Origin of the sequence: Paenibacillus lautus NBRC 15380 (assembly GCF_004000945.1) — a bacterium.
GTDB classification, from domain to species: Bacteria; Bacillota; Bacilli; order Paenibacillales; family Paenibacillaceae; genus Paenibacillus_AQ; species Paenibacillus_AQ lautus.
In genome coordinates this window covers 175,433-201,016 of sequence record NZ_BIMF01000003.1, presented here as the reverse complement: position 1 = coordinate 201,016, position 25,584 = coordinate 175,433, and the positions used below count along the sequence as shown (strand labels likewise).

The 25,584-nt window shown below is 40.7% G+C and carries 20 protein-coding genes and 1 pseudogene; 13 read left to right on the top strand and 8 right to left on the bottom strand.

Features of this window, described 5'->3' with window-relative positions; genetic code table 11:
* Window positions 1-218 precede the first annotated feature (218 nt).
* Window positions 219-1,181 carry a YqhG family protein gene (locus tag PLA01S_RS08025; protein ID WP_127591458.1) on the bottom strand — a complete coding sequence of 321 codons (963 nt, stop codon included), beginning with the start codon at window positions 1,179-1,181 and terminating at the stop codon, window positions 219-221.
* 1 nt (window position 1,182) lies between these two features.
* Entirely contained in the window at window positions 1,183-2,940 is a 1,758-nt protein-coding gene (locus tag PLA01S_RS08020) for a DEAD/DEAH box helicase (RefSeq protein ID WP_127591456.1), read from the bottom strand.
* 424 nt (window positions 2,941-3,364) lie between these two features.
* Between PLA01S_RS08020 and PLA01S_RS08015 the strand changes: the two genes are divergently transcribed.
* On the top strand, window positions 3,365-6,010 hold the full coding sequence (locus PLA01S_RS08015; protein WP_371860406.1) for an adenosylcobalamin-dependent ribonucleoside-diphosphate reductase: 2,646 nt from the start codon (window positions 3,365-3,367) through the stop codon (window positions 6,008-6,010).
* A 520-nt stretch (window positions 6,011-6,530) separates the two neighbouring features.
* On the opposite strand, the gene PLA01S_RS08010 is transcribed toward PLA01S_RS08015, so the two are convergent.
* From PLA01S_RS08010 to PLA01S_RS08000, 3 genes are all read right to left on the bottom strand, one after another.
* Complete coding sequence (locus PLA01S_RS08010) at window positions 6,531-7,241, bottom strand: class I SAM-dependent methyltransferase (RefSeq protein ID WP_127591452.1); 711 nt, start codon at window positions 7,239-7,241, stop codon at window positions 6,531-6,533.
* 72 nt (window positions 7,242-7,313) lie between these two features.
* On the bottom strand, window positions 7,314-7,817 hold the full coding sequence (locus tag PLA01S_RS08005) for a DUF402 domain-containing protein (RefSeq protein WP_127591450.1): 504 nt from the start codon (window positions 7,815-7,817) through the stop codon (window positions 7,314-7,316).
* 43 nt (window positions 7,818-7,860) lie between these two features.
* Complete coding sequence (locus PLA01S_RS08000; protein WP_127591448.1) at window positions 7,861-8,925, bottom strand: LLM class flavin-dependent oxidoreductase; 1,065 nt, start codon at window positions 8,923-8,925, stop codon at window positions 7,861-7,863.
* A 282-nt stretch (window positions 8,926-9,207) separates the two neighbouring features.
* Between PLA01S_RS08000 and PLA01S_RS07995 the strand changes: the two genes are divergently transcribed.
* The 9 genes from PLA01S_RS07995 (at window position 9,208) to PLA01S_RS07955 (ending at window position 19,521) form a co-directional block, all read left to right on the top strand.
* A complete protein-coding gene (locus PLA01S_RS07995) occupies window positions 9,208-10,464 on the top strand; it encodes an MFS transporter (protein ID WP_164817373.1) in 1,257 nt (418 codons plus the stop codon).
* Between the two features lie 708 nt (window positions 10,465-11,172).
* Complete coding sequence (locus PLA01S_RS07990; protein ID WP_164817370.1) at window positions 11,173-12,456, top strand: nucleotidyltransferase family protein; 1,284 nt, start codon at window positions 11,173-11,175, stop codon at window positions 12,454-12,456.
* Window positions 12,428-13,381 carry a hypothetical protein gene (locus tag PLA01S_RS07985; RefSeq protein ID WP_127591442.1) on the top strand — a complete coding sequence of 318 codons (954 nt, stop codon included), beginning with the start codon at window positions 12,428-12,430 and terminating at the stop codon, window positions 13,379-13,381. The genes PLA01S_RS07990 and PLA01S_RS07985 overlap by 29 nt, the downstream gene beginning before the upstream one ends.
* A 60-nt stretch (window positions 13,382-13,441) precedes the next feature.
* Window positions 13,442-14,533, top strand: coding sequence for a hypothetical protein (locus PLA01S_RS07980; protein WP_127591440.1), 1,092 nt, complete (start codon window positions 13,442-13,444; stop codon window positions 14,531-14,533).
* 13 nt (window positions 14,534-14,546) lie between these two features.
* Window positions 14,547-15,329 carry a hypothetical protein gene (locus PLA01S_RS07975; protein WP_127591437.1) on the top strand — a complete coding sequence of 261 codons (783 nt, stop codon included), beginning with the start codon at window positions 14,547-14,549 and terminating at the stop codon, window positions 15,327-15,329.
* On the top strand, window positions 15,289-15,906 hold the full coding sequence (locus PLA01S_RS07970) for a dTMP kinase (RefSeq protein WP_127591435.1): 618 nt from the start codon (window positions 15,289-15,291) through the stop codon (window positions 15,904-15,906). The genes PLA01S_RS07975 and PLA01S_RS07970 overlap by 41 nt, the downstream gene beginning before the upstream one ends.
* A complete protein-coding gene (locus PLA01S_RS07965; RefSeq protein WP_164817368.1) occupies window positions 15,903-17,645 on the top strand; it encodes a (d)CMP kinase in 1,743 nt (580 codons plus the stop codon). The genes PLA01S_RS07970 and PLA01S_RS07965 overlap by 4 nt, the downstream gene beginning before the upstream one ends.
* On the top strand, window positions 17,645-18,376 hold the full coding sequence (locus PLA01S_RS07960) for an alpha/beta hydrolase (RefSeq protein WP_164817366.1): 732 nt from the start codon (window positions 17,645-17,647) through the stop codon (window positions 18,374-18,376). The genes PLA01S_RS07965 and PLA01S_RS07960 overlap by 1 nt, the downstream gene beginning before the upstream one ends.
* A complete protein-coding gene (locus PLA01S_RS07955) occupies window positions 18,373-19,521 on the top strand; it encodes a glycosyltransferase (protein ID WP_127591429.1) in 1,149 nt (382 codons plus the stop codon). Before PLA01S_RS07960 ends, PLA01S_RS07955 begins: the two co-directional genes overlap by 4 nt.
* On the opposite strand, the gene PLA01S_RS07950 is transcribed toward PLA01S_RS07955, so the two are convergent.
* The gene (locus tag PLA01S_RS07950) at window positions 19,510-20,619 is read right to left on the bottom strand and encodes a hypothetical protein (protein WP_127591427.1); all 1,110 of its coding nucleotides are present in this window, start codon (window positions 20,617-20,619) and stop codon (window positions 19,510-19,512) included. The two genes, PLA01S_RS07955 and PLA01S_RS07950, sit on opposite strands and share 12 nt — an antisense overlap.
* The gene (locus PLA01S_RS07945) at window positions 20,612-21,808 is read right to left on the bottom strand and encodes a M16 family metallopeptidase (protein WP_127591425.1); all 1,197 of its coding nucleotides are present in this window, start codon (window positions 21,806-21,808) and stop codon (window positions 20,612-20,614) included. The genes PLA01S_RS07950 and PLA01S_RS07945 overlap by 8 nt, the downstream gene beginning before the upstream one ends.
* Window positions 21,809-21,876: 68 nt before the next feature.
* Here PLA01S_RS07945 and PLA01S_RS07940 point away from each other — a divergent pair, with 68 nt between their 5' ends.
* Window positions 21,877-22,455 (top strand): O-methyltransferase, encoded by a 579-nt coding sequence (locus PLA01S_RS07940; RefSeq protein WP_127591423.1) that lies wholly within the window; start codon window positions 21,877-21,879, stop codon window positions 22,453-22,455.
* A 28-nt stretch (window positions 22,456-22,483) separates the two neighbouring features.
* On the opposite strand, the gene PLA01S_RS32810 is transcribed toward PLA01S_RS07940, so the two are convergent.
* Entirely contained in the window at window positions 22,484-22,612 is a 129-nt protein-coding gene (locus tag PLA01S_RS32810; protein ID WP_272868138.1) for a hypothetical protein, read from the bottom strand.
* 142 nt (window positions 22,613-22,754) lie between these two features.
* Here PLA01S_RS32810 and PLA01S_RS33010 point away from each other — a divergent pair.
* Both PLA01S_RS33010 and PLA01S_RS07920 read left to right on the top strand, forming a co-directional pair.
* A pseudogene (locus PLA01S_RS33010) lies at window positions 22,755-23,867 on the top strand (IS3 family transposase).
* A 393-nt stretch (window positions 23,868-24,260) separates the two neighbouring features.
* Window positions 24,261-25,421 carry a GntR family transcriptional regulator gene (locus PLA01S_RS07920; protein WP_127591418.1) on the top strand — a complete coding sequence of 387 codons (1,161 nt, stop codon included), beginning with the start codon at window positions 24,261-24,263 and terminating at the stop codon, window positions 25,419-25,421.
* The last annotated feature ends 163 nt before the right edge of the window (window positions 25,422-25,584 follow it).

Sequence of the window (25,584 nt, the reverse complement as noted above, 5' to 3'; positions counted from 1 at the left end):
TGCTTATTATAGGGTGATCTGGGCTTAAAATCCTTGTCATTATGGTTATGAAGTTTCATGTTCCACCGTTTCAAATCATTAACCGCCTTTCCTTGGCCCTACGCGCCATGGATGTGATGGAATCATCATATCGGACAAGCTCTGCAAAGGCTGTTGCAAGCTGTCGCGGCAGGAGAAGGGAGAATGGTTCTTTTTTTGCCTGCTTTTGTAGAGGGGCGTCATGATGACGCACCCACAGGCGAACATAGATGAAATAGACCGCAGGTTATGACGGACAAGCTCACTTTCGGCTCGTACTGCCACTGCATTTCGGACCGGCGGTTCTTATATTGCTCCTCGATGAGCGCTTTTTTCTCTTCGACCTGCTCCTTGAGCAGGTCCTCGTAATAGCTGTCGATGACCAACAGCTCATCTTCAAGACGTTCTCTTGCTTTTGTGGCCCAGTCATAGTCGAGCTTGCTTAGCTTGTCGATGAGATGGTTCTCCAGCGCATCTACGGCCTGCTGCAAGGTGAGCGCAGCCGGGCGGACATGAACGCTCTCCGGCAAGCGGGGCGTCAGTTCGCGTCCATTCAGGATCGCCGGGAAGTCTTGGGCGATCGAACGGCTGGATAGTGAGATGCCGAGAAAAAACAATTCCTCCCGCTTGAGATCACAGCTGAACTCCACCTTGAAACAGACGCCCAGCCACTGCTCATACGGAGTGGAACGGGCTCTCGGACGCGGCTCGGTCTCGCGCTGCTGGAACAGATAGACGCATTTGCCTTCCTCCCGGGAAGCATTCCAGATCTGGGCGAGCCGGCTGCTGCCGTAGCCGATGTTCTCCCGCTGAATGCGGCCGGGACCGAGGATAGGCAGCACCGGGGCATTCCCATAAAAGCGGGCCAGGAGCGGATCCTGCGCAGGCGCAGCGAGCTGCGCTTTGGTTTCGGCTTCTTTGCTCTTTGCCAGCCGTTTGTCGTATGTTTCCGGATCAAACACGAAATTGAACGACAACGTTTCGGCGGGAGCGCCGGTACGTTCCACGAAGCCCCAGTAATACGGGCGGTTGGTGAGCATTTTGTCAGCTTGCGGCGACAGTTTCACGGTGACGTGCTCAGGCGATTTTTCAATGACGGTGCATTCGGTGGCTTCCAAATAGGCCATGAAGTGCTGCTGCACCTCCTGCGGCGTCATGGTCATATTAGGCTTCTTCCTCTCTCAGATTTTCTTCGACGGTGCTTCCTTGCTCGATATCCTGTTTAATATGGTGAATCGAGTCGCCCAATGTACTGATGCGCTGGCGAATTTCATCATCGTTGCCGGACTCCAGCATGATTTTGTACAGGCTCTTCTCGATGGATTCCTTCTTCTCGAACCGCTCCAGGATGACGTCCAGTCCGCCGATGACCATCTCGAACATGTTGATTTTCTCGTGCAGCAGATTCAGGATATGCTCTTCGATGGTTCCCGACGTGGACAGGTTGTAGATCTTCACGTCATTGGTCTGGCCGAGACGATGCACACGTCCGATCCGCTGCTCGACCCGCATGGGATTCCAGGGCAGATCAAAGTTGATCATATGGTGGCAGAATTGCAGATTGATGCCTTCACCCCCGGCTTCCGTCGCAATCATGACCTGCGCCTTGCCCCGGAAGAGGTCCATCATCCAGTCCTTCTTGCCGCGGTTCATGCCGCCCCGGTACGGTACGGAGATCAGTCCGTGATCGCGGAAATAATTGAGCAAGTATTCCTGCGTGGCGCGGTATTCCGTAAATACAATGACCTTCTCGTTCATTTGCTGGATCAGCTCAATGGCTTTTTCCGCCTTGGTGTTGGCTTTGATGGCCTTGATGAGATAGACCAGCTCCCAGATTTTATCGCGCAGCGGAGAGTCCTCAGGCAGCTTCTTGGACAGATTAACAAGCGTCACGAAGACGGCATCGCGGCTGCTGCACACTTCACGCTGGAGGGTGACGAGGGACAGCATACTGCTTAAATTTCCCCCTGCTGCCTGATACTGATCTTTGACGAAGGACGTGACGCCGTCGTATAATGACTGTTCTTCGGGCGAGAGGCTAAGCCCTACATTGCGGACGGATCGCTTGGTGAATTTCACTTCGCCTTCGCCGCGGCGGTTACGGATCATGACCTTGGACAGCTCATCCTTGAGCAGATCCTGGTTCTTAGGTCTTCGTTTATCGACAACAAAATTAGCGGCAAACTGCCCCTGGCCTCCGAGCTGACCCGGCTTCAGCAGGGTGATCAGATTGAAGAGCTCGCTGAGATCGTTCTGCACCGGCGTGGCCGTCAGCAAGAGGCAGTATTTTTTGCGCAGCTTTTGAATGAATTGATAATTGGACGTTTTCTTGTTCTTGAGCTTATGCGCCTCATCGATGATGAGCATATCGTACTCCTCGTTCAGTAGAATCTCCTGATGCGGATCGCGTTTGGCCGTGTCCATGGAGGCGACAACGATATCATTGCCCCAGGAGTACGCTTTTTTCTGCGCAATCGCGGGAATGCCGAACTTGGAGTTGAGCTCGCGAACCCATTGCAGCACAAGAGAAGCCGGAACCAGAATCAACACTTTGGATACCAGGCCGCGCACGATGTATTCTTTTAAAATAAGGCCGGCTTCAATCGTCTTCCCAAGTCCCACCTCATCGGCCAGAATCGCTCTGCCCGACATCTCGAACAAGACGCGTCTTGCGGTATCGGTCTGATGGGGGAGCGGGGACAAGCCGCCTAGGTGCTTGAGGCATTGCAGTTCTTCAAAGCTTGTAACGAGACGCGATTTCTCGCCCTCCACGGCAAGCTGGGCCAGACGATAGTCACCCCAAGGTCCGCCCTTGTCCAGTCGACCGGCGAGATCGTCAAACCAGGAACGGTCGATCTGCAGTGGAACGGGAAGGCGCGGGTCGATGATCATGCCTGAGTCGGCAGATGGCTGATGGTTCATGTCGATCTCCTCCTGTTGTGAAAGATTCCGGGCCAACGGTGTATATGTAGTATGGACGAAAAAAGAAGTCTTCATAACCTTGCACGGATTCGGAAGGGCGTGGAATAACCCGAAGGGCGCACGGCTGCTGGAATTGGATATTTTCATCCTTTTTTTTCATAGGGAATGGCGAAAAAGAGAGGGAGAGGAAGAAAGCGGAAGCTTGCGAGCGGGAGCTTGGATCTGTCGGCTTAATTTTCACAATATCGGCATAGTTAACCTATATATAGTGTAGTATAATGAATTAATAGCACTATATATGGTGTATATAGTGGTCTTTGATGTTTGACCGGCTACATAACAGGTTATGTTGTTGGTGAGCGCATATACTTGGGAATCTTTTTAATTTTATATCTTATATAGGAGGTAGTTGCTCTTGAGTACGATGCAGAATCAGCGGCTGGAAGGTTTAAGCGAGAAGATCTTTTTGGACCGGTATGCCTGGAAGGATGCCGACACCAACAACGCTAAGGTAGGCGATGTGGTGCTCGTTCTGACGAAGGATGATCCTAAATTTCCGACCAAGGAAGTTGGCGAAATCGTGAAGCGCGAAGGCCGCAAGGTCACGGTGAAGACACGGAAGGGCGAGCTTGTGGAATCGGATGTGGAGAAGCTGACGTTAACCATCGAGAAAACGCCGGAAGAAATGTGGGATCGACTCGCGGCCGCCATGTCATCGGTTGAGGCAACGCCGGAACTGCAGGAAGAGTGGCGCGGGAAGTTCCGCGAAATTCTGGATGATTGGAAGCTGGTGCCGGGCGGACGGATTGCAGCCGGAGCGGGTGCAAGCGATGAATTGACGCTGTTCAACTGCTACGTGATTCCTTCACCGAAGGACAGCCGGGGCGGTATCATGGAAACCCTGTCCGAGATGACCGAGATTATGGCACGCGGCGGCGGTGTCGGCATTAACTTGTCTTCCCTGCGTCCTCGGCGCGCGATTGTAAGAGGCGTGAACGGGTCTTCCAGCGGTGCGGTATCGTGGGGCGGATTGTTCAGTTATACAACGGGATTGATCGAGCAGGGCGGAAGCCGCCGGGGTGCTCTCATGCTGATGATTAACGATTGGCATCCGGACGTGGAGGATTTCATTACGGTGAAGCAGACGATGGGACAAGTTACGAATGCGAACCTGTCGGTATGCGTAAGCAACGATTTCATGAAGGCCGTAAAGGAAGATCTGGACTGGGAGCTGGTGTTCCCGGATACTACCGATCCGGATTATGATGAGCTGTGGGACGGCGATCTGGATAAATGGAAGAAAGCTGGACGCAGTATCATTCCATATAAAACGGTAAAAGCACGCGAGGTCTGGCATACCATTATCGAATCCGCGTGGAAATCGGCAGAGCCGGGCGTCGTCTTCATGGAATACTACAACCAGATGTCCAACAGCTGGTATTTCAACCCGATTATCTGTACGAACCCTTGCGGTGAGCAGGGACTCCCGGGCTGGGGCGTATGCAACCTGTCCGCGATGAACCTGTCGAAGTTCTATGATGAAGCGAATCATGACGTTGCCTGGGAAGAGCTGGCGACAACGACGCGTTACTCCGTGCGGTTCCTGGATAATGTCATTGACCGGACGCCGTACCATTTTGAAGAAAACGAATTGAATCAGAAGAAAGAGCGCCGCGTGGGTCTCGGAACGATGGGTCTGGCTGAGCTGATGATCAAGCTGAACATCCGTTACGGCAGCCCGGAATCGCTGGAGTTCCTGGATAAGCTGTATGGCTTCATCGCGCGCGAAGCGTATCTTGCATCCGCCGATATTGCCGAGGAGAAGGGTTCGTTCCAGGCATTCGATGCCGAACTGTACCTGCAAAGCGGATTCATGAAAAATATGACCGAGGTATATCCGGAAGTTGCTGAAGCGGTACGCAAAAAAGGTGCACGCAACGTAACCGTCATTACCCAAGCACCGACAGGCAGTACGGGTACGATGGTCGGAACGTCGACGGGTATCGAACCGTACTTCGCCTTCAAATACTTCCGTCAAAGCCGTCTCGGCTTCGACGAGCAGTTTGTCCCAATTGCCCAGGATTGGCTGGACAGCCATCCGGGTGAGGAGCTTCCGGACTATTACGTCACGGCGATGAGTCTTTCCGCCGAGGATCATATCCGCGTGCAAGCGGCGATTCAGCGCTGGGTGGACAGCTCCATCTCGAAGACGGCGAACTGTCCGGCGGACTTCACGGTGGAAGATACGAAGCGGCTGTATGAGCTGGCATTCGATCTGGGATGCAAAGGCGTAACGATCTACCGCGACGGCAGCCGCGACGTGCAAGTACTGCAAACGGAGAAAAAAGAAGATAAAGCGGCCGAAGCGACAACAGCTTCTACTGCGGAAACAGCGCTTGAGCAAAGCGCGGCAGGGCAAGCCGCTGAGGATGCGGCGAGCGTGGAGCCGGCGGCTGCAAGCATGGCCGTGACAGCCCCACCGAGCAAGAGCGGGCTGGATAAACAATACAAGAAGCGTCCGCAAGTGCTGCGCGGCGCAACCTACAAAATGAACACACCGTTTGGCATGGCGTACATTACGATCAACGATCTGGACGGCATACCAAGCGAAATCTTCCTGAACGTCGGTAAAGCCGGATCGGATGTGTTCGCGATGGCGGAAGCCTTGGGCCGCGTTTGCTCCCTGTTCCTCCGTTACGGGGACCACGGCAATAAGGTGGAGCTGCTGATCAAGCACCTCAAGGGCATCGGCGGCACCGGCGCGATCGGCTTCGGCGCCAACCGCGTGGAATCCATCGCCGACGCCGTGGCGAAGGCGCTCGAAACGCATGTGGTCAACAACGCCGAGGCGGATCATGACCATGATCCGGCACCGGTCGCAGCCACGATGGCGCCTGTCGATGCAGGCGAAGCCGGGGCAACGCCAGCTGCGGGATATGGCGGACATGGCGCGCACGCAGGCGGGAGCTCCATGTCGCTGGATCTGTGCCCATCCTGCGGCGGGGCATCCTTGATTAACATCGAGGGATGCAAGACGTGCGGGAATTGTGGGTATAGTAAGTGCTCGTGAGGAAGTTGACGGGAAGGTATTGAAAGGTGTTAAAGAGGAAAACTAAATCGTAGGGAAAAAGTTTAGCGAATGACCGGATGTATGAAATAGCATGCAGTGAGAATAACTGATTACTTAGTAGTGGGGACAGGTGTGCTTCGAAGAACGAAAGGCCTGCAGCGTAGTCATGATCATGACTTGTTGCAGGTCTTTTTGTCGTACTGTTTACCGTGCTCAGCTAAGCACCATCATTTTAGCCGGTGATTGGTAGCCAATACGAGGTTGGCATTAGCGGATCAAAATCGGGTCTACACAGGGTTCGAGCATTGAAGAAAAATGTAAATGAACAGGCATTATTATTGATGACAGAAAAACATCAAATTTCACAAGTGAAAGAATTTTTGATGCAATTGAAAATATAATGAGGTATTAAAAAACAACACATTGATATTTATTAGATATTGTTTAACACATTTGAACTGTCAAAAGACTTAAATTTTTTCACAATAAAAATAAGTTAAATTTTTGATCTATAACCATACTAACGAATGGAAATGAAAATAGTTGATCTACGTGTTGCAGTAAAGGGGATAGACAGTTTTGGTAATAATGATACGATTTCTTCACCTCTAATATGCCGTTCGATAAATCCTTCAATTGAGGAGCGATTTTCAAATAAAACGGTCCCCTTTGTATTGATACATTTAATATTTTTGAAATATTTACTTAACAGGCCATGGCCATTTTCACTACTGAAAGAAAACTCATACGATGGAGATTCAAAAATTAATTCCCAGATTTCTTTCATATGATAATTGCTATTTGTTGTTGCTATGAACTTCCCATCAACTTGTAAAACTCGGAAAATTTCTGATAGTGCGTGTTTAGGTTCGCTTACATAATGTAAAACCCAATTAGCTATCACGCAATCAAATGAATGGTCAGGAAAAGGAAGACAGGTAACATCTGCAACTTGAGAGTGTAAACCTTTTTGCCGACTTAATTCAACCATACGTTCTGAGATATCTACTGTAGTGATTTCAGGAATTGGATTAAGTTCATTCATTAATCGGTGAGAAAACTCTCCCATACCACAACCAATTTCAAGTATCCTTTTGGGTTTGATTTCTAAAATAACTTTAAATGATTCCTCTTCAGCATCCAAACCATCAATACTGGAAGAATATACTGCTTTTTGTGCAGCATAGCGTTTTTCATCAGTAAACGCTTGAAGAATATCTCCTTGCTCCATTATTAATACCACCTTAACAAAGTAATTTTGGAAAATATTAAAATCGGATATCACATTTACTTTTTTAATTTCTTAGATTTTGTCCGGATTCGGGTAGTTATGATCAATTGAGAAAAATGGGCGAATTTCCGGAGGGGGCCATGGAGCACCTCTATGAAGAAATGAATCCAAAAATAATTGAGTTCTTGAAAGTATGCCAGTAACTTGACTAATAGTAAATTCACCAGATTCAAGTTTCTCTCCAAGATCATCCAAATCAAGAATCCGGTAAGTAGGGCCCATATTTTCAACGACAATATCAAGTGCCATATCAACCACTTTATAAATATAGGGGTTATTAGATTCAATTTTTATATCGACTAGATCAATTCGCCATTCATTCTTCCAATTAATAGGATCAAATACCATCTGAACTTTATGTTCTAATAGCCAAAAGTATCGTCTTACAGAGTTATTTCTTGGATCATTTTCGTCCCGGAATATTACATTATTAACTTGAAAAGCTGGAACAGTTTCGAACTGATGATTTCGGTATTGAATGAACACGCGAAGCGGAGTTGGATCATCTATTATCATAATAATCTCCTATCAAATGATTGATAATTGCTGGGTTGAAAAGTTAGTTATTAATATTGAGTTTTGTTTTTAAAAGGGGCATTACCATTTCTCCAAATCTGTTTGCTTCATCTAATTTGGGGTATCCAGATAGAATAAATGTGTCGATACCTACGTTCCAGTATTCTATTAATCTTTCAACAATTTGTTGGGGATTACCGACTAAGGCAGTTGCATTCCCTAGTCGTGCAGTGCCAATGCCCGCCCAAAGATTTGGACCAATGATCAAGTCATTACTTGTTGCCAGTAATTGCTGATTCTTCCGATCCATAGACTCACTATGCTTTTGGGAACATAAAAATTCTTTTATTTCTGGATCCACTCTTGAAATAAGTTCACTGGCTGCATTCCAAGCCTCATCTTCAGTTTGACGGACAATAATGTGCATTCGAAGACCAAAGCGAAGAGAACTGGAATTTTTCATTGACTTTATGAGGGATATTCGATTGCGGATTTTTTCTACGGGTTCTCCAAATAATAAATAGGTGTCGCCATACTTTAACGCAATTTCTGTTGCTTCCTTAGAACCACCTGAAAAAAATATCTCAATACGTTGTGATAATTTGGGGTGGAAATAGTTTTCTTCTAACTTATAAACAACGCCATTATAGGTGAAGATTTCGTCTTCATACCAAAGTGCACTCGTGATTTCGAACCATTCCTTAATTCTCTGATAACGTGTCTCTCGATCATCATAATTTCCAATCCATTTGCATTCTTGTGTTTGTCCAGTAACAACATTTAAGGCAATGCGTCCAGGAAATAGTTTACACAAACTTGCAGCCATCTTAGCCAATTGTGCAGGGTGATATTGATTTGGACGTACAGCCAGAATCAATTGTGAGCGTTCGGTTTTTCCTAACACAGAAGCTGCTGCTACCCAGGTCTCCAGTGCAAGTGAGTAGCCTGTATGTACCAGTAAACCATCAAAACCTCCGTTTTCAGATGCTTTGACTATTTTAGAAAGGTACTCGACAGTTGGTTCAGGACCAATAGAAGGCCAAGTACCAATATATGACACATCTGGTTCAAGGGGTAAAAACCAATACATTTTCAATTGTCTATTCATATTATCCTCCCAAAAAACAATCAAATTAGGATATAATCTTTTATTTTTATGTTTTTGGATTTATTATTAATATTACATAATTATGGATATTGTAATTATCATGGTAAACATAATAATAATCATGGTCAAGACCGCTTTTTTATATTTCGAGAATATCTAGAAAAATATATAAGGGGGTTAGCCTAAAGTGTGGAAATAAGGATAAGATTTAAAAGATAAGATTTAAAACTGTTTTCGCGATTAAAATGTAGACATTTGTCTTTCAACGAAAGAGGTGAAATTTTGAAACAAGATAACGGTAATAGTAAAGACGGTATTATTAATAGTCGGAAATTTGTGATTTTCCTGTTAGGACACATTACATCCCAGATTGGAATGGCTATTACAACTTTTTCATTATCTTGGTACATCCTACAACTCACTGGGTCACCATTGCAATCAGGCATAATGCTAGCATTAGGATTCTTACCGTACATTATTATGTCCTTTCCTGCAGGTGTATGGGCAGATCGTATGAATAGAAAAACTCTGATGGTTATTTCAAGTGTTGGAAGAGTGGCGCTCTTGGCAAGCTTTCCCATAGCACATGCAATTGACAACGTATCGCTAATCCAAATTTATCTTGTTCAAATACTCATGAGTGGACTTTCTGCAATATTTGATACTTGTAGCTCTGCGGCCTTACCAAGTATTGTAGAAAAGTCATTATTAAGAAAGGCAAATGGCACTTTTAATTCAGTTTCATCAATCACTAAGATGGTAGGGACTGGTTTAGCTGGATTCTTAATTGCATTTATTGGTGTTACTAATACAATAATTTTAGACATAGTATTCTGCATAATAACATTGCTATGTTTGATGACTATTAAAACTAGCCTTTCTGATCATAATTTCAGAAAAACCAAGATAAAAATGTGGAGAGATATAAGAGAAGGAATTTCCTTTTTGAATAATCAAAAATTAATACGTATATTGGCATATATGACAGCAGGCTTAAACTTTGCTATACAAGCCTCAAGTGCTGTTGTGCTTTTCAGATTTAAAGAAGAACTGTATCTGTCATCAGAAATAACAGGTGTACTTATGGTTGGAATATCTCTAGGAGTATTTATTGGTTCTGTTATAGCTGATAAAGTTATTGGAAAAAAAAGAATACATTCGCTCATTATTTTTGTATTTGTGATTCAAGCTATCGGATTACTGATTATTGGAAACATAAATATATTATGGATGATATTTATAGCGGAAATATTCATCGGTATTGCAAATGCTGTATGGAATGTTGAGATAGTGTCTTTAAGACAAAAAATAATTCCTAGCGAATATCTTGGCAGAGTAAGTAGTGTAACACGATCCATGTCATGGATAAGCATTCCATTAGGGGCAGTTCTGGGGGGAGTTATTGCAAAAAACTTTGGGTCATCTGTTGTATTTGAAGTTGGAAGTTTGATGCTCTTGATAATATGTGTGATTGGCTTTGTTTACCTTAAGGGGCAAAAGGAACGAGAGATACAAACAGAAGTAAAGACCACCATATAGAACTTGAAATACATCCCTAGGAATAGAGACTGGAAGAACCTCTTGGTTTAAGTGATGAATTTATAAGAGTGCTTTTTTAATGGCTATCAGTAAGAAGTTTGAAAACGGAAGGTACTTTATTACCAAAGGCGATCACAGCAAAAATAGTGAGCCCAATTTCCAACTATCTGTTTTTAATGTCAACTAGATAGGGTGATGACCAACTTTTCATTCTTAAAAAAAATTAAAAATAAAGAAAAATGTAGAAATTAATTCAAAATTATGATAATTTTTAAGTATTATGAAAGGTGGTGTTACGATGAAAGTTTTTAATGATGCCCCACTTCCGTGGGCAAAACCGATCGTGAAAAAACCTGACGCTAAGCCACAACCGGAAATCAAAAAGAAATAATCTCACCCTAATTCACTTTGCGGTTAGCAAGCCTCTGTCTAAGATGGCTTGCTAATCCCATTTCTTCAAAGAATAATAACTTCGAGTTTTCCTACTATGTTGACGGTATTAAACACACCGTCATATACCTCAATGCAAAGCCGATCCAATCATCCACATTTCACTGATCAATTCGCTAACATGTTCCGACTGCATAAAGAAACAATTTAGCAACTTGTCTTCGCAAATAGAGGCGATGTTCACAAGATAACACATGATTATTGTCTTCTCGCATAAAATCAAAATATTTTAATTTTTGATTTGATATGGAGGAAAAATTGAACAATATCAAAAAACTCAATGCAACAACATTATTACTAAGTATGCTTCAAAATTGGCCTAATATTGAAAATCAAGACTCGCTATATGACTCTCTATTTGATCTAAAGGCTGCTGATGAAGAAAAAGTAACCCCTCAAGTATTGTATATCATGGATCAACTAGGGGATCTCAATGTGGAAGCTGTGCAAAAAGCTGAGAAAGTTAGAAATAAAAAAGAAGTCCTTATAGATGAAGTGAGTTTATTTGTTCGCCATTTAGCAAAAACAAATATTAATTATGCGTTATTAAGAGGTTTTGGTTTTCAATCATATTATCCACCAGGGTATAATCGCCAATTTAATGACATTGATGTCATTGTGAAGACGATTGAAGATTTTAATAATATTATGGATCTGTTTTTAGGATTGGATTACTTCATAGCTAAACCCATGGTGATTAGAAAACAAAAAAGTAAGTTTGACCAAAATTCAGTATGGATTGGAGTTGCTCTTAATAAACGAACGGATAAATTAGATCATCCAATAATGGTGGATATCACTTTAGGTGGGCCTTCAATCAGCCATCAAAGCCATTATCCATTAGACGAGAGATCCTGGAATAGTCTTCAGTTCATTGAAACCGGAAATGTAAACGTTCCAATATTGTCCGATACAGATAACTTTTTAGTATTGCTTTGTGAATCTTATGAACGAAACTCTCTCTATATAAGGGATCTATTGGATATGGAACAAATCATTCAATCGAATATTGATATTGACAGAGTTAAGGAGAAATTGAAAACACTTGAACTTTTTGGTCAAATAGGACAATTTAGGCAATATGCAAAGGTAATAAATTCGACAAATATACTTTCCTTTTTGGATTCTTTAGAAGATCAATCTGTATTTTCAAACAATAAACTCAAAAAAGGTAAGCAGACATTACATATAAAAAAAGTCATGAAATATCGTCCATTTCTCAATAGAATTGTCGGCATCTACTTTGAACCTCTAGTCAGTCGTATGGAACAATTTGAAAATAAGTATCCTGAGAAAGCAATGAATATATATTCCAAGGTTCCTTTGAATTTTATTTTTAATATTGGATGGCCGCTATACCTTTTTCCAGAATCGCGTAAAGAACAATTACTTTGTTCACCTCCAATGTTTATTAGGGACAAACAGGAGGGGAACTGGAGAACAAATTTAAAACTTGGTTCATTTGTCACCAGGATTAGACCGGTAACTTACATTGATGAATGGGTGTTAGATCATGACAGTTCAAATTCTTCATGCCATTGATTCTTCAAATTGTATTCACTATATTCACAACTCCATTTTCGAACGTTCCAAACAAAACCTAAATCCTATAGATTCAAATATTAGTTTGGACTATATTCGCAATCGTATTGAATTGGAATATTCCAAAGTTGTTTTGGAGGAAGCTGTTTTCTTCACTTGTAGTTTAAAAAGTGAAGTAAAAGCGGGGGCGATTTTTGGCTTTTCGATAGACGAAATTACAAAAGCAAATGACATTCATATCGTTGAAGTTTTTGGTGATTATGATACCAGATGGTTTGCGAAAGAACTATGGCAACAAGTAATTGAAAGTGCAAAGCGTACTAATTCAACAACAATTGTAATTGAATTATCTCTAAACAATGAAAAAGATATGCGCTTAAGGCGTTTATTAATGGAGTATGGAATGACAGTACACCATTATGTTCTTCGTAGGGAAATTTCAAACAATCATGATAAAACCCAATCAGATAATATTAGATTCACCGATGATAATCATCAAAAATTCGCCATTGATTGTCTGATCAAGGGATTTATAAATACTTATGGAACATATGTCAATGATAATATCATTCGCGAATATGTTCTGGATTATTACACCCCTTTAAACAAGGATGTTCGTTTTTCTGCTATCGGTTTCAACATGGATGGGGAACCAAAGGTTCATGGGATGTTTGTCATCGTTGATAGCCGAATACAAAACTGTAAAGAGATCAGGTTAGTAGATATCTTCGTCCCGGAGGAAAGACAATCTGGTTGGTCTACGAGAATGTGGACATATATAGAACAACTATCCAGCAATTATGGAATTCAAAGAGCCGAAGCTACGCTTTTTGGTAACGTAAATTTGCAAACTTCTAAGTTAGTCGCTAATCTTCATAGTTCAGGCTGGACTGTTGACAGAGTGAATTTACATTTTTATCTTTAATTATTTGCCCATATGCGTTTTCTGTTTTACTTATATATCCAATAGGGAAGGGGTTATTGTATGATCAATTCTAAGTCCGAAAGCGGCAGCATACTTTGGCATGACCTAATTCCAATTTCTGTAAACGATACCTATGGAGATCCATTCATTATTGAACAAGTTGACAACACTATAGATAAACTTCAAAAACTTTACAATCATAAAGCTCCAGTTGCCATATTTACAAAGGCCCCTATGAATGAAACCGTGATAGAAAAGCTATTTCAAACCGTTGCTAATCATCCAAAAGTTGTTGTTTATTATTCTCTCACCGGGCTCGACGAAGGAGGCTACTCTTTTGAAACTCGTGTAAGGATGATCCATGCGTTAGAAGAGGTTTTTAATCATGTAGTTATTCTTACAAGACCAATCATACGAGGTAAAAACGATAACATAGATAATCTGAAGAGAATAGTTAATGTTGCATCTACCACGAAAAGTAGGCTACTGGTCTTAGGTGGCTTACACGATAAATATAAAAATAAACATATCGAGTTTAGTGTGGAAGAAATGCTCATTCAACTTTGTGATGAGGTTGGCGTCAGGACATTCCAGAAAACGAGTTGCTGTGCAGCATATATATTTGGTGAGTCTTGCTGGATGCACGAACTTAATGGACCTAAAAATTTAGATGTTGCGGCTGCACTTGGTTATAAATTTGAGGTTGGAGAAGATCGAATTGTTTTGGATGAAGCCACAACAGGTGATTTGAATTTCTTGAGAATGTTAACTCGTTCAAAGGTATTTTCGCAAAAAATCATTAGCAACTATAATCTATTAACGCTTAAGACGGGTGAAGTAAAGTATGAAGCGACTTCCAGTTGGTTTGCTTGGTCAGAAAATATCGATACTTGTCTGGATTGCAACTATTGTATTATCAAGCAAATTGAATATCTTAAGAAAATGAAAGTAAAGATTGGTACACACCCTAGTGAAATGGTTGATATTGTACGTGCTAATAATAATGGTCATGACTTCTCGGCATTCCGACTAACAAAACTTCGAAAAGATACGACAGATATGCATGAATACGCTGATGTTCGGATTACCAAACCATGTTTCGTTAAAAGATATGATAGTTTTAAGGAAACAGCAATATCTATTGAATCATAGGAGAGTATAGGCTATGTCTCAATCGTTCGAAATAATAGAATTTCATCATCATAATATTAAATGGTTCGGTCTGCTTGAAAATTGCATATCAGATTGTGATAATACGACCTCATCTTTAGGTATTATTTTTTTGCATGGATTAGGAGAAAATCGTACCGGATTAAACTATATCTTCTCGCAGATATCACGAAAACTAGCTGATGCAGGCTGTAAAACGATTCGTTTCGATCTTGCTGGTCTGGGAGAAAGTATGCTCCCCCTGTCCATAAGCATCTGGAAGGAACAATATAAAGAAGTATATAAATTATTGAGAAATGAATGTAAAGAAATCTGGACCATTTGTCGAGGGACCGGATGTCTAGCTATTCCGGAAGGCGAATACGGAAAAATATTCGCTTTAAATCCTTGCTCGCCTGAAATCTTTAATCAAACTAAAAAGAACGTTTTATCCAAGGAGATAGATGGGATCATTGAACCGAATACCAAATCAGCAGTTGAATATTATAAGTTTTGGAACAATCTAGGAGTCGAAACAGAAAGCATTGGTGGCCTTCGAATTTCACTTGATTTCTTTGAAAGCATTGATCATTATGTTAACTCTTTGCGATCAAATTATCACTACATTTGTACAAATTCCGAAATCGATATTTATGATAGCAGCACTCGATTAACTGTATTAGGAGAAGACAGTCTCTTTCGTATGGAAAATGAACGAAATATGCTTATTGATTATTTTTTGAAAGGTGTTGAATGCTTTGGGACAGAAGCCGCTGTTAATAGCAATGTGTGGCCCTGATGGCTCAGGGAAATCTAGTGCAGCTGGATACGTTCAAGAAATGTTAAACCAATATAACGTTCCGAATATAGTGATTAAACCTTTGCTTCCTGAAAGGCGTTTTGTCACGGGGCTTCATGACTTGAAAAAGCATCGATTGAAAGACTCAAAGAAACTAGAAAGCTTTATGGCGGATTACTTTAGTTTTAAATTATTAAATTCAATTCATACGACAATAGTTCCGGCTTTAAGCGCAGGTAAAACGGTCATTTGTGACAGATATGTTTATTCACATTTTGTGAATCAATCCGTATTTGGAAATGACATTGAAGAGGATCCTGATATGTGGGGCTGGATACCAAAACCGGATTTAACTTTTTATTTTGATGTTCCAGTTGAAGTAGCAATCAATCGTTTGAATAGACGCACAAAGAAGGGTGTTGGAGATAATCTGGAATTCCTCACGAAAGCCAAACAAAAATTTGATGAATTCGCTGAACGGGAAAATTTTTATCGTATAGATGCTACAGGCGATCAACAGTTATTGTGTATAGAAATATTTTCAGAAATTAAAAAAAAATGGGGGGAGCTTGTATGACTTGCATCACCATTGACGGATTAAGCGGAGTTGGTAAGGGAGCTGTCTCCCGACAATTAGCGAATGATCTGAACTTCACCTATTTAAGCATTGGATTAATATTTCGTGCTGTTGCTTGGGTTAAAGTCTATACCCATAATGATCTTTCTTCTATTCAATCAATGATTAAGATTAACCTAAATGAATCGAAGGAGCCTCGAGTATTCTTATATCATCAGGATCTAACGGATCATTTGTTTGGAGACGTGAATATAGAGTCGGAAGTGCCACTTTTGGCTATGGATCCAATAATACAAACTCAAGTATATTCGATAATAAGAACTTTTTGCGAAATACATCATACTATTCTCGAGGGGCGTATAGCTAATAAAATTATGCCTGATGCGATAATAAAAATCTTGCTTTGGGCAGAACCTACGGAACGGGCCAATAGAAATTATGCTGAATATCTTCGTATAGGAAAATCAAAGCAAGCAGAAGAACTTCTACTAAAAGTAAGAAAGCGGGATCAATTAGACCTTTCTCGAGATATTGATCCATTACGTTACAAGACTGGAATGATTGCATGGGATTCTAGTAATTCAACTTTTGCTGAAACCGTGAATCAAATGAATCGATACATAAAACATTATATGAATGATATCCCATTTACCGTATCAGTGATTATTCCTGTGAAAGATCGTGAAAATCATTTGTACTTTTGTCTAAAACATTTAGCCCAACAGGATATTGACAAATCTCTTTATGAAATCATTGTCGTAGACGATAATTCGAGCGATAACTCCGTCCAAATAGCCGAAAAATATTCGGACAAAGTGATTATTTCTGATGGGAAAGGTCCAGCATATGCAAGAAACTTAGGCTTACAGGCAGCTAAGGGCGATTTTATTATATTCCTTGATTCGGACATTCTTGTTCAAGAAGATTTTATAAGGCAACATATTCAGCTTCATGAATTAAATAATAAACTTATTGTGATTGGCGCCAGGAGGCATTTACCTAAAGATCAAAATGAAGTAGACATTCATCTTTCCCGCAAAGATAGTCGGGAAGTCTTATTGTCCTTGAATTCGATGGATCTAAACTATCTGGCTCATCCTTGGAGTATCGCTTATACCTGTAACGTCTCGGGCCCTAGAAGGTTATTTCTTGATAATTTATTTGATGCGGATTTTTACGGATGGGGTCTTGAAGATATTGAATGGGCATATAGGCTTCATCACAAAGGGGTACGATGGGCTTTTTCATCGAGAGCAACAGGATATCATTTATGGCATGACCGGGAAATGACGAATTATAAATTTTTGCAATGGAAGAATAACTTGGATTTATTTCTTAGAAAACACACTGCAGAAGATGCAAAAAAATTTAGGTTGTTTGAAACCGTCTTTGATCCAAAGCAAAAATCCGATTACATGGAAGTATACAGTAGATTCCAAAGTAACAGTTTAAGAGATGCGTTGATTGTTGATTTATCAACAATCAACACAGACCATTTATTATATCTCCAAGACTATGTGTACAGACAATGGAATAGGGATGTTGATTTAATTATTCTTGATTCAAAAACGGAAGCTGAACGTTATAATTATGAAATTAGCATCGGCATCTCGACTGGGTATCAAAAAAACATCCGATTTTTTAAGATATGTGAATGGAATCAGCATGGTCATGAAGTGATTGAACAATATAATAAAAACGGATTTAAAATCTATAATTCCTCGATAGGGGTAGGATGATGAATCGTACAGAATGTATTTTAAATACAAATCCAGGCTGGATCACTATGGTGATAGATGAACCGAAAATAGGTTCCAAAGGGAGTATTCTCGTCTGTCATGGATTAACCGGTGATCGTTCGGGGCCTCAAAACTTACTCTCGATTTTAAGCAAGTCATTAGCCGGAAATGGTTTCAGAGTCATTCGTTTCGACTTTAGAGGCTCTGGAGATTCGAGTGGTACTTTCTATAACACCACATTTAAGTCAATGCTTGAAGACTTCCATAAAGTAAATAACTTTTGTATGGAAAAGTTTAATTCATCCAACATTGGAGTATTAGGAATGAGTATTGGAGGGGTTATAGCCTCACTAGCTTCTATTCAAGTAAAAGCGAAGGCCCTTGCATTAATAAGTAGTGATATAATCGAAGGCATTACTTTTGGTGTTCATGGTCAATACGCAATCCGAAATGGACATTTTCTTCTTCCTGAAACCTTTTGGAGGGAAAGAGAAAATATATTTCCACGTTATGAGTTAAGTATTCATCAACACATGCAGAAATATTTATGTTTTGGAGAATTAGATCATAAAGTTGAAGAAGCGTCATCAGAACTTAGAAACATTGGTTTTTCATGCAGGAAGTTTAGTGATGTGAATCATCTCTTCGAAAAATATAATGCAAGACTTGAATTAGGACTTGAATTAAGTAAATTTTTTGAATCGAGTTTCCAGGAGGTTATGAACCAATGACTACGGGGATCACATTATGTTTAATGGTAAAAGATGAGGAAAGGTACGTAGAATCATGCATTAAATCTGTATATAACATAGTTGATCATATTGTTGTTGTGGATACTGGCTCCACAGATTCAACTATGGAGATTTGCAGACGATACACCAATAATATCTACGAGATTCCATTCAATGATGATTTTAGCTCAATACGTAATGCAACCATGGATTATGCTACGACTCCCTGGATATTGTTCCTTGATGCTGATGAAGAATTCGAACCACAAGAAGCTCAGAAACTCGTTGAATTAGTTAAAACAGCTCCACCAGATGTATATGCCTACAAAGTACTCAGGTATAATTTCTTCTCAACAGGCGGGTGGTACTCTGGACGTAATGTCAAACTAATTAGAAATGAACCTAGTGTGAGATTCAGAAAAAGAGTAAATGAATCTGTTGAAATGAGTATTCAAGATATAGGGAAACGTGTAGAATCGGCTCCTATTGTATTAAATCATTATGGGCATTGTCGATCGGTTCAAGAAAGAGATGATAAAAGTCTGCGATATATTGATCTTATGGAAGAACAACTAAAAGCGACGCCAAAAGACGCTATTGTAGAAGGGTATATTGGGCTTATATCTCGTACATTAGGGCGATTCGATATCGCGTTGGAGAGAACTGAGAAAGCATTACTTATGAATCCTAACTCAGCTACATTACACTCCTTTAGAGGCCATGTACTTCGTTCAGTGAACCGAAATGAAGAAGCTCAGTTATCTTATAGAAAAGCGGTGGAAATACGGCCGTCTGATGCTGCTGCCTGGAACATGATTGGAGTAACGCAGCTAACAGCCGGGAACTTTTCGGAAGCGATACATTCTTTTGATAAGGCAATTTTATTAGAACCAGTAGCAATTCATACAAAAATTAATAAGGGATTAGCATATCAAGCAATGGGTGAGTATGAGCAGGCTGTCATGTGTTTCGTTGATGTAATAGAAAAAAATAGAGGTTTCTTGCGTGAAAATTGGCTTGGAAAAGTTGAATGCGATCCCTACCGTGCATTTTACTACGAAACAATTATGCAGTTCGCTGGATTAGGATATCATCTTTCATATTGTCAAATGAAAATCGAAGAACCGAAGGTATTATCGTATTAATGACGAAGGGTCTAACACTGTTTTTTCTTTTAAAAAAGATTTTTTTCCAATATACACCCATTTCCATGCTGAAACGTTCGTACTGAATACATCCTCCATTAAATGCTCAAAAACTTCATTCCGATCCCAACGGATTAGTGGGATCGGACCGCATTTGAAGTTACGATAAAATAAAAAATCCCAGTACCAATTCGCTTGAGTAGCAGGCGCTTCTGAAATGATTTCAAAATATTGTTTTGCTTTATTATATCCTTGAAGAATATATGGCATAAAATTCCTGTTGTGAAAGTCTCGCATTAATTCATCAAGAAGTCGGCAACTCTTAAAATAATCTGTTTCGTTTATAGTGGTTGAAAATAATAAATGATTACCTCTGGAGTAAACATTTACTCCATATATCATTCCACACTGTATACGTAATCGATCCATTACCATCATTTCTAATATTTCAGAAAGTACTAACAAACTATTTGCACTTTTAGGTGACGGAAATGAGATACCTCCATAAATATTTATCATTCCTCCTATATTATAGTCTAATGCTATATGCGTATCTGAAATAAGCTCGAATTCTGATATGCTGAGCTTCATATCAAGGGGAGATGGGGGGATATTTAGATCGATTATAGGATTTCCTATAAATATAATTTGGATTTTATTGATGTTATTGTCAGGTGCATAATTAATACTGTTCACTTCATTTAGAAGTAATTTGTTGTTTAGCATTAGGGCTAAAACAGTCATGCCAGATTGGTAGGGTGATAATTCATATTTCACAACATCTATAGATCCAGGATTTAAAGATATGATATGGGAGATAAGTAAGGACAACAATTCAGATATTTTTTTGCAGGATTTAGTGGTTAAGCTCATTAAGAGATATCCATATGAATATGTAAACTCAATATCTATACCTAAGGTATCCAATTCTCTTAATATCTCCTTAATATATGGATCCATTGATATTGTAACGGGAGAAGTATTTTGAGATATCATTGAATGAGGAATACCGATTTTCACTTCGCTATACCCTGAATAACTTGGTCGAGAATAAAGCCAAGATTGTGTGTTTTTTGTTGAAGAATGTTTTTTAATCATTTTCCTCACCTTCACAGATTAATATATATCGATTATCTTTTCTAAATATTTTCTTTATTATTTTTGTAATCAAATCTGTAGATACAGATATAAATTTTAAGCTTGAGTCGTATCTGACTTCAGCTGTCATGATATCAATTCGACACAATGAATTATCTAAGAGAATTTTTTTCTCCCTATAATGTCTTAATAAAGCCCGATCTATCTCTTGCGAGCTCAGTTCACATTCTTCAATTATATAAATCAAGCGGGATTTAGCTGTTTCAATATCTTCTCGTTGACCCACTGAACACCACGATACAAAAACAGAATCATGTTCCAAAGGATAAAGCTCACAACCATAATCAAGAAACTGCACTGCATTGAATCTACAATTCATCCCATCACTTAAAATTTTTACGAATAGATTTGCACAATAACGTCCTAGTGTATGTATATTAGGAATCTTATAAGCTATATAGATTCGAGAAGGTCTTTCTTTATAAATGATTTTTTTTGTACCACTTTTCCCAAACGAGAATAGGCCATTTAATGGCTCAAATAAGCGTGGCTGAATGTCGTTAAAACAATCATATATCATGTTTATCACTTTATCTTTAGCGAGTGGAGTCGACACAGATAAGATTGCATTATTCGGTCCATAATACAATTCATGAAAACTTTTTGTATCCGAAGAAGTACATAAGTTAACAGATGACTTTGAACCATAAGGTGAATTTCGGTAAGGATGATTGGAACTGAATATCATGTTGATAAGTTGACTCTCCACTTTCATAAATGGATGATTGATGAGCATTTGTTGATATTCTTGATGAATTATTCTTTTTTCAATTGTAAGGTCTTCCTCAGATATGATTAACTCTTTCATTCTATTTGCCTCAAAGGCTAATAGATCTTGAAGATAGGCATTATCAATAATTGTAGTATAAGTGGTGAAATCAAGCCAGGTCGCTCCACTTGATATACCACCACAATCGTTTATAACTTGCCGGAATGACTTATCAGGAAATAATTTATGTTGATACATCATATGTTCATTGATATGAGCGATCCCTTTTCTATGTCGAGGGTCATTTCGGGAGCCTACCTTGTAATGCAACTGCACAACTGAAAATGGTTGGAGCGCTGTTGACTCTATTGCACAAGTTAGTAGATTGGATAATGTGAATGAATCATAAATAAATTCCATAAAACTTCACAACCCATGTTCTTGTATTTTAACCAATTATATCATAATTCAAAAAAGGGGATGAATGTTTGACAACCCAATCGATCATACCTAAATTAGTACAGCGTGCTCTTAAACTTGCCGGCAAAAATAATTTTGCACAGTCTTGTACATATGAAGTCGGGAAATTTCTGCAAATTTCTAGCGGTCTGAAAAGGAAGGCCAGAATTGCCGAGATTGGCATGGGTTATGGAGTAGGGAGCGCATGGATATTATCCGGCATGAGCCCAGACTCGAACCTTATAACGATCGATCACAAACAGGAACAAATTGAGCAAGTCAGAAAAATATTTATCAATCACAAGATTGAAATCTTACAAGGTGGTTGGAAGTCGATTTTGACATATGGGCCATTTGATTTTGTGTTTATTGATATCAAAGAGGCTAAATTCAATGAAGCCGATCTGGTGATTGATGCGGTAAACTTGGATGGAATCATCATTCTTGATGACTTTACCCCTATGGAACATTGGCCTGACGCTTGGGAGGGAAAACCTGATTTAGTTAGAGAAAAATGGTTGAATGATGCGCGTTTACTATGTATGGAAGTGCGAACGTCAGAAAGAAGTTCAATCCTTTTCGCCCGAAAGGTGAAACTTAATCCATAGAAAACCTGCTAATCAATATACCGATTCTCTAACGTATCGGTCTGAAGGGATGCTCCTGCATTTTCTTCCCATTTCGAATTTCCGAAATCGTATTCGTAAACAACTCTTTTTGACGAGTATAATCGATGCCCGGCTCCCCGCTTTTTAATTTTGTCATACAAAAGAAGCCGCACCTTAGTAAAATGGAAGTGTCGAGGAATCATCGGGGCTGACCCCATAGCGTGAGACAAATTAAAACACCTTCCAGAGAATGTAACCATTTCGTAAGATATGGGGACAACCTTGGAGGTGTTTTTACGTTGGCAACAAGAGTCAGCTATCCGGTAGAAGTGAAGAAGCAAGCCATTGAAATGAGAATGGATGGCATTCCAGTGAAAGAAGTCATTGAGCGACTGAACATACGAAACAAGACACAAGTGGAGAACTGGATGAGATGGTATCGTAGTGGCTAATAGAACCGGTTGGAGCAGTCTGTCGGTAAACAATACAACTACGGTAAAGGGCCTGAATATACATCAGAGCTCGAGAAGGTACAGGCGGAAAATCGGTTTCTGAAGCAACAATTAGATTTCCTAAAAAGTTCGCGGAAATGCAAAGGAGTGTGTCGCCAAAGACTTTAGTGGAGTGGGGTGAGTCCGTTCGAGGGGAAGTCAGTGTAACTCAAGCGTGTGCATGGATCGGGCTTCCTCGCTCCACCTACTATCGCTGGAAGGATGCCTTCGGGAGCCGATGTAAAGATCACATGGTAGTGAAGATTCGTGAACGCTGTTCAGCAAAAATTTCGTTATGGATATCGGAAGATCACGGCACTGCCTCGAATGGAACGAAAGATTAACGATAAACGCGTGCGGCGGATTATGCAGCGCGGGGGGCTCCAATGTCGTGTCAAAGTAAAGAAACGCAAACCTACAGGGCAGGAGCTTACATCGTAGAACAGTTGTTGAAGCGTCATTTTGAGGCCGATGCAACTCATGCAAAAACTTGTTACAGATATTACGTATTTGCCGTTCGGCGGAAAAATGTTATACCTGTCGAGCATTTTGGACTTTTTTAACAGAGAGATTGTCGCATACAGTATTTCTGACAAGCAAGACACAGGGTTTGTCCTGGACACACCGAGTCAGTTATCAGCACTACCAGGTACCATGCTCCATAGCAATCAGGGCAGCGTCTGCACATCTCAGGCCTATCAAGAAGCTGTAAAGGGAAAAGGCATTACCATGAGCATGTCCTGTAAGGGTACGCCCGCTAATAATGCCCCCATTGAATCGTTTCATTCCACGCTAAAGTCTGAAACGTTCTATTTCGAAGGTTTAACCTGTACGACGACGGTAATCGTCGAGCAGACCGTTCGAGACTACATTATTTACTATAACTCAATTCGCATTCAAACAAAACTAAACAACCAGTAGCATGTTCAATTTCGGCAACAGGCTGCTTAAACTTGAAAGATGTTTTGATCCCTGTCTCACAAATGGGGTCAGTCCCGTAAGATTGCTCAAGTTTATATTCATGCCTTAAAAAACAACGAACCGTATGATCTGTTTTCAAACACGCGAGCAAATGGGAGTAATCCTTGATGGCGATATGGAAAGATTAAAGATCCCAGCTAATTTAGAAAATTACGAACTCCAGGCAGATGAGTTAGCTGACGATGATGTCTTATAGACGACGGTAGCTTACACTACCTTAAATGGAGATCATAAAAAGCCCATTTCTCTTTGAATTTACTGTTCTTGGAATAATACGATTGCGTCTTTCGTAATGTATATATTGAACATATTGATTGAAATGTGGTGATTCGGATGAACCCAACGGAAAGAATACCTTTGTATCAGATGGTTCAAGAGTATATACGCGACTTGATAACATCGCAAGTTTTGAAGGTTGGTGACCGTATACCTACGGAAAAGGAACTCATGGAGCGTTTCGGAGTAAGCAAGATTACGGTCGTGAATGCCCTGTCCGGTTTGGTTAACGAAAGAATCATAACGAGGGTGCCCGGAAAAGGGACTTTTGTAAGCGATCCTGAATATGAAATTCCGACGACATCTCCAAAAAGTGCTGTAAAGCAAATCCATAAAACTAGCGGAGAAACGTGGACACGGTTGATAGGCCTAATTATGCCGAGCATTTATGACTACTTTACCATTAGACTTATACAAGGCATTCAGCAAGCACTCAATGAGAACGATTACCGCTGCGTTATCTATTTATCAGAGGGCAACCTTGATAAGGAAAAAGAGGCTATCCAGACATGTAGTAAAATCGGAGTCGAAGGCTTACTGATTTTCCCGGTTGACGAGGAATTATTCAACGAGGAAATATTAAGCATGAAATTTGCGGGTTTTCCGTTCGTTCTCATCGACCGTTACCTTCCAGGGGTGGAAACTCATTATATAGCGTCGGACGGCAGGCTTGGCGTTAACATGGCTGTAAATTACCTGTGGGAGCTGGGGCATCGTGATATCGCTATTTGCTCCGATTCGCCCATACAAACCGTTACTGTTCAAGAGCGGATCGATGGATATATGAATGCCTTCAAGGAAAAGGGATCACTCATTAACCCTGCCCACATCGTAACCGATTTTGAAATTGGAAGTCTGGTGCAAGCTCAAACACATCCCCTATACCGCTATATTCAAAATCGAATGGCAACGGCCTACATTACGTTAAATGGAAGTCTTGGCGTGAAAATCTATCAGATGGCACGTCAAGCTGGATTGAAGGTGCCTGAGGACATATCCATCATCAGTTTTGACGATCCGACTTCCATCATCGAAGGATACAGCACGTTCACGCATGTTAAACAGTTTGAACGAGACATGGGTTACCGCGCGGCTTGCACGCTGCTTGAGGTCATTAACAGTGAAGACGGGCAACACGGAAAATACTTTAAAACCCTAGTGGAGCCGGAATTGGTGATTGGCGAGACGACGGGAAAAAACGTTTTCTCCACTTCATGATATCAACACCCGCTACTCTCTTATATATAGGTAACCTAATAACGAGTCCGACGCGCTTTCTAATCGAACGAAGCGAGGGCGTTTGGGCTCTTCTACTAGGTCAACTACAACTTCCTCTCATCAAATCCCCCCATAATAAGTCCCAAATCCATAAAAAAATCCA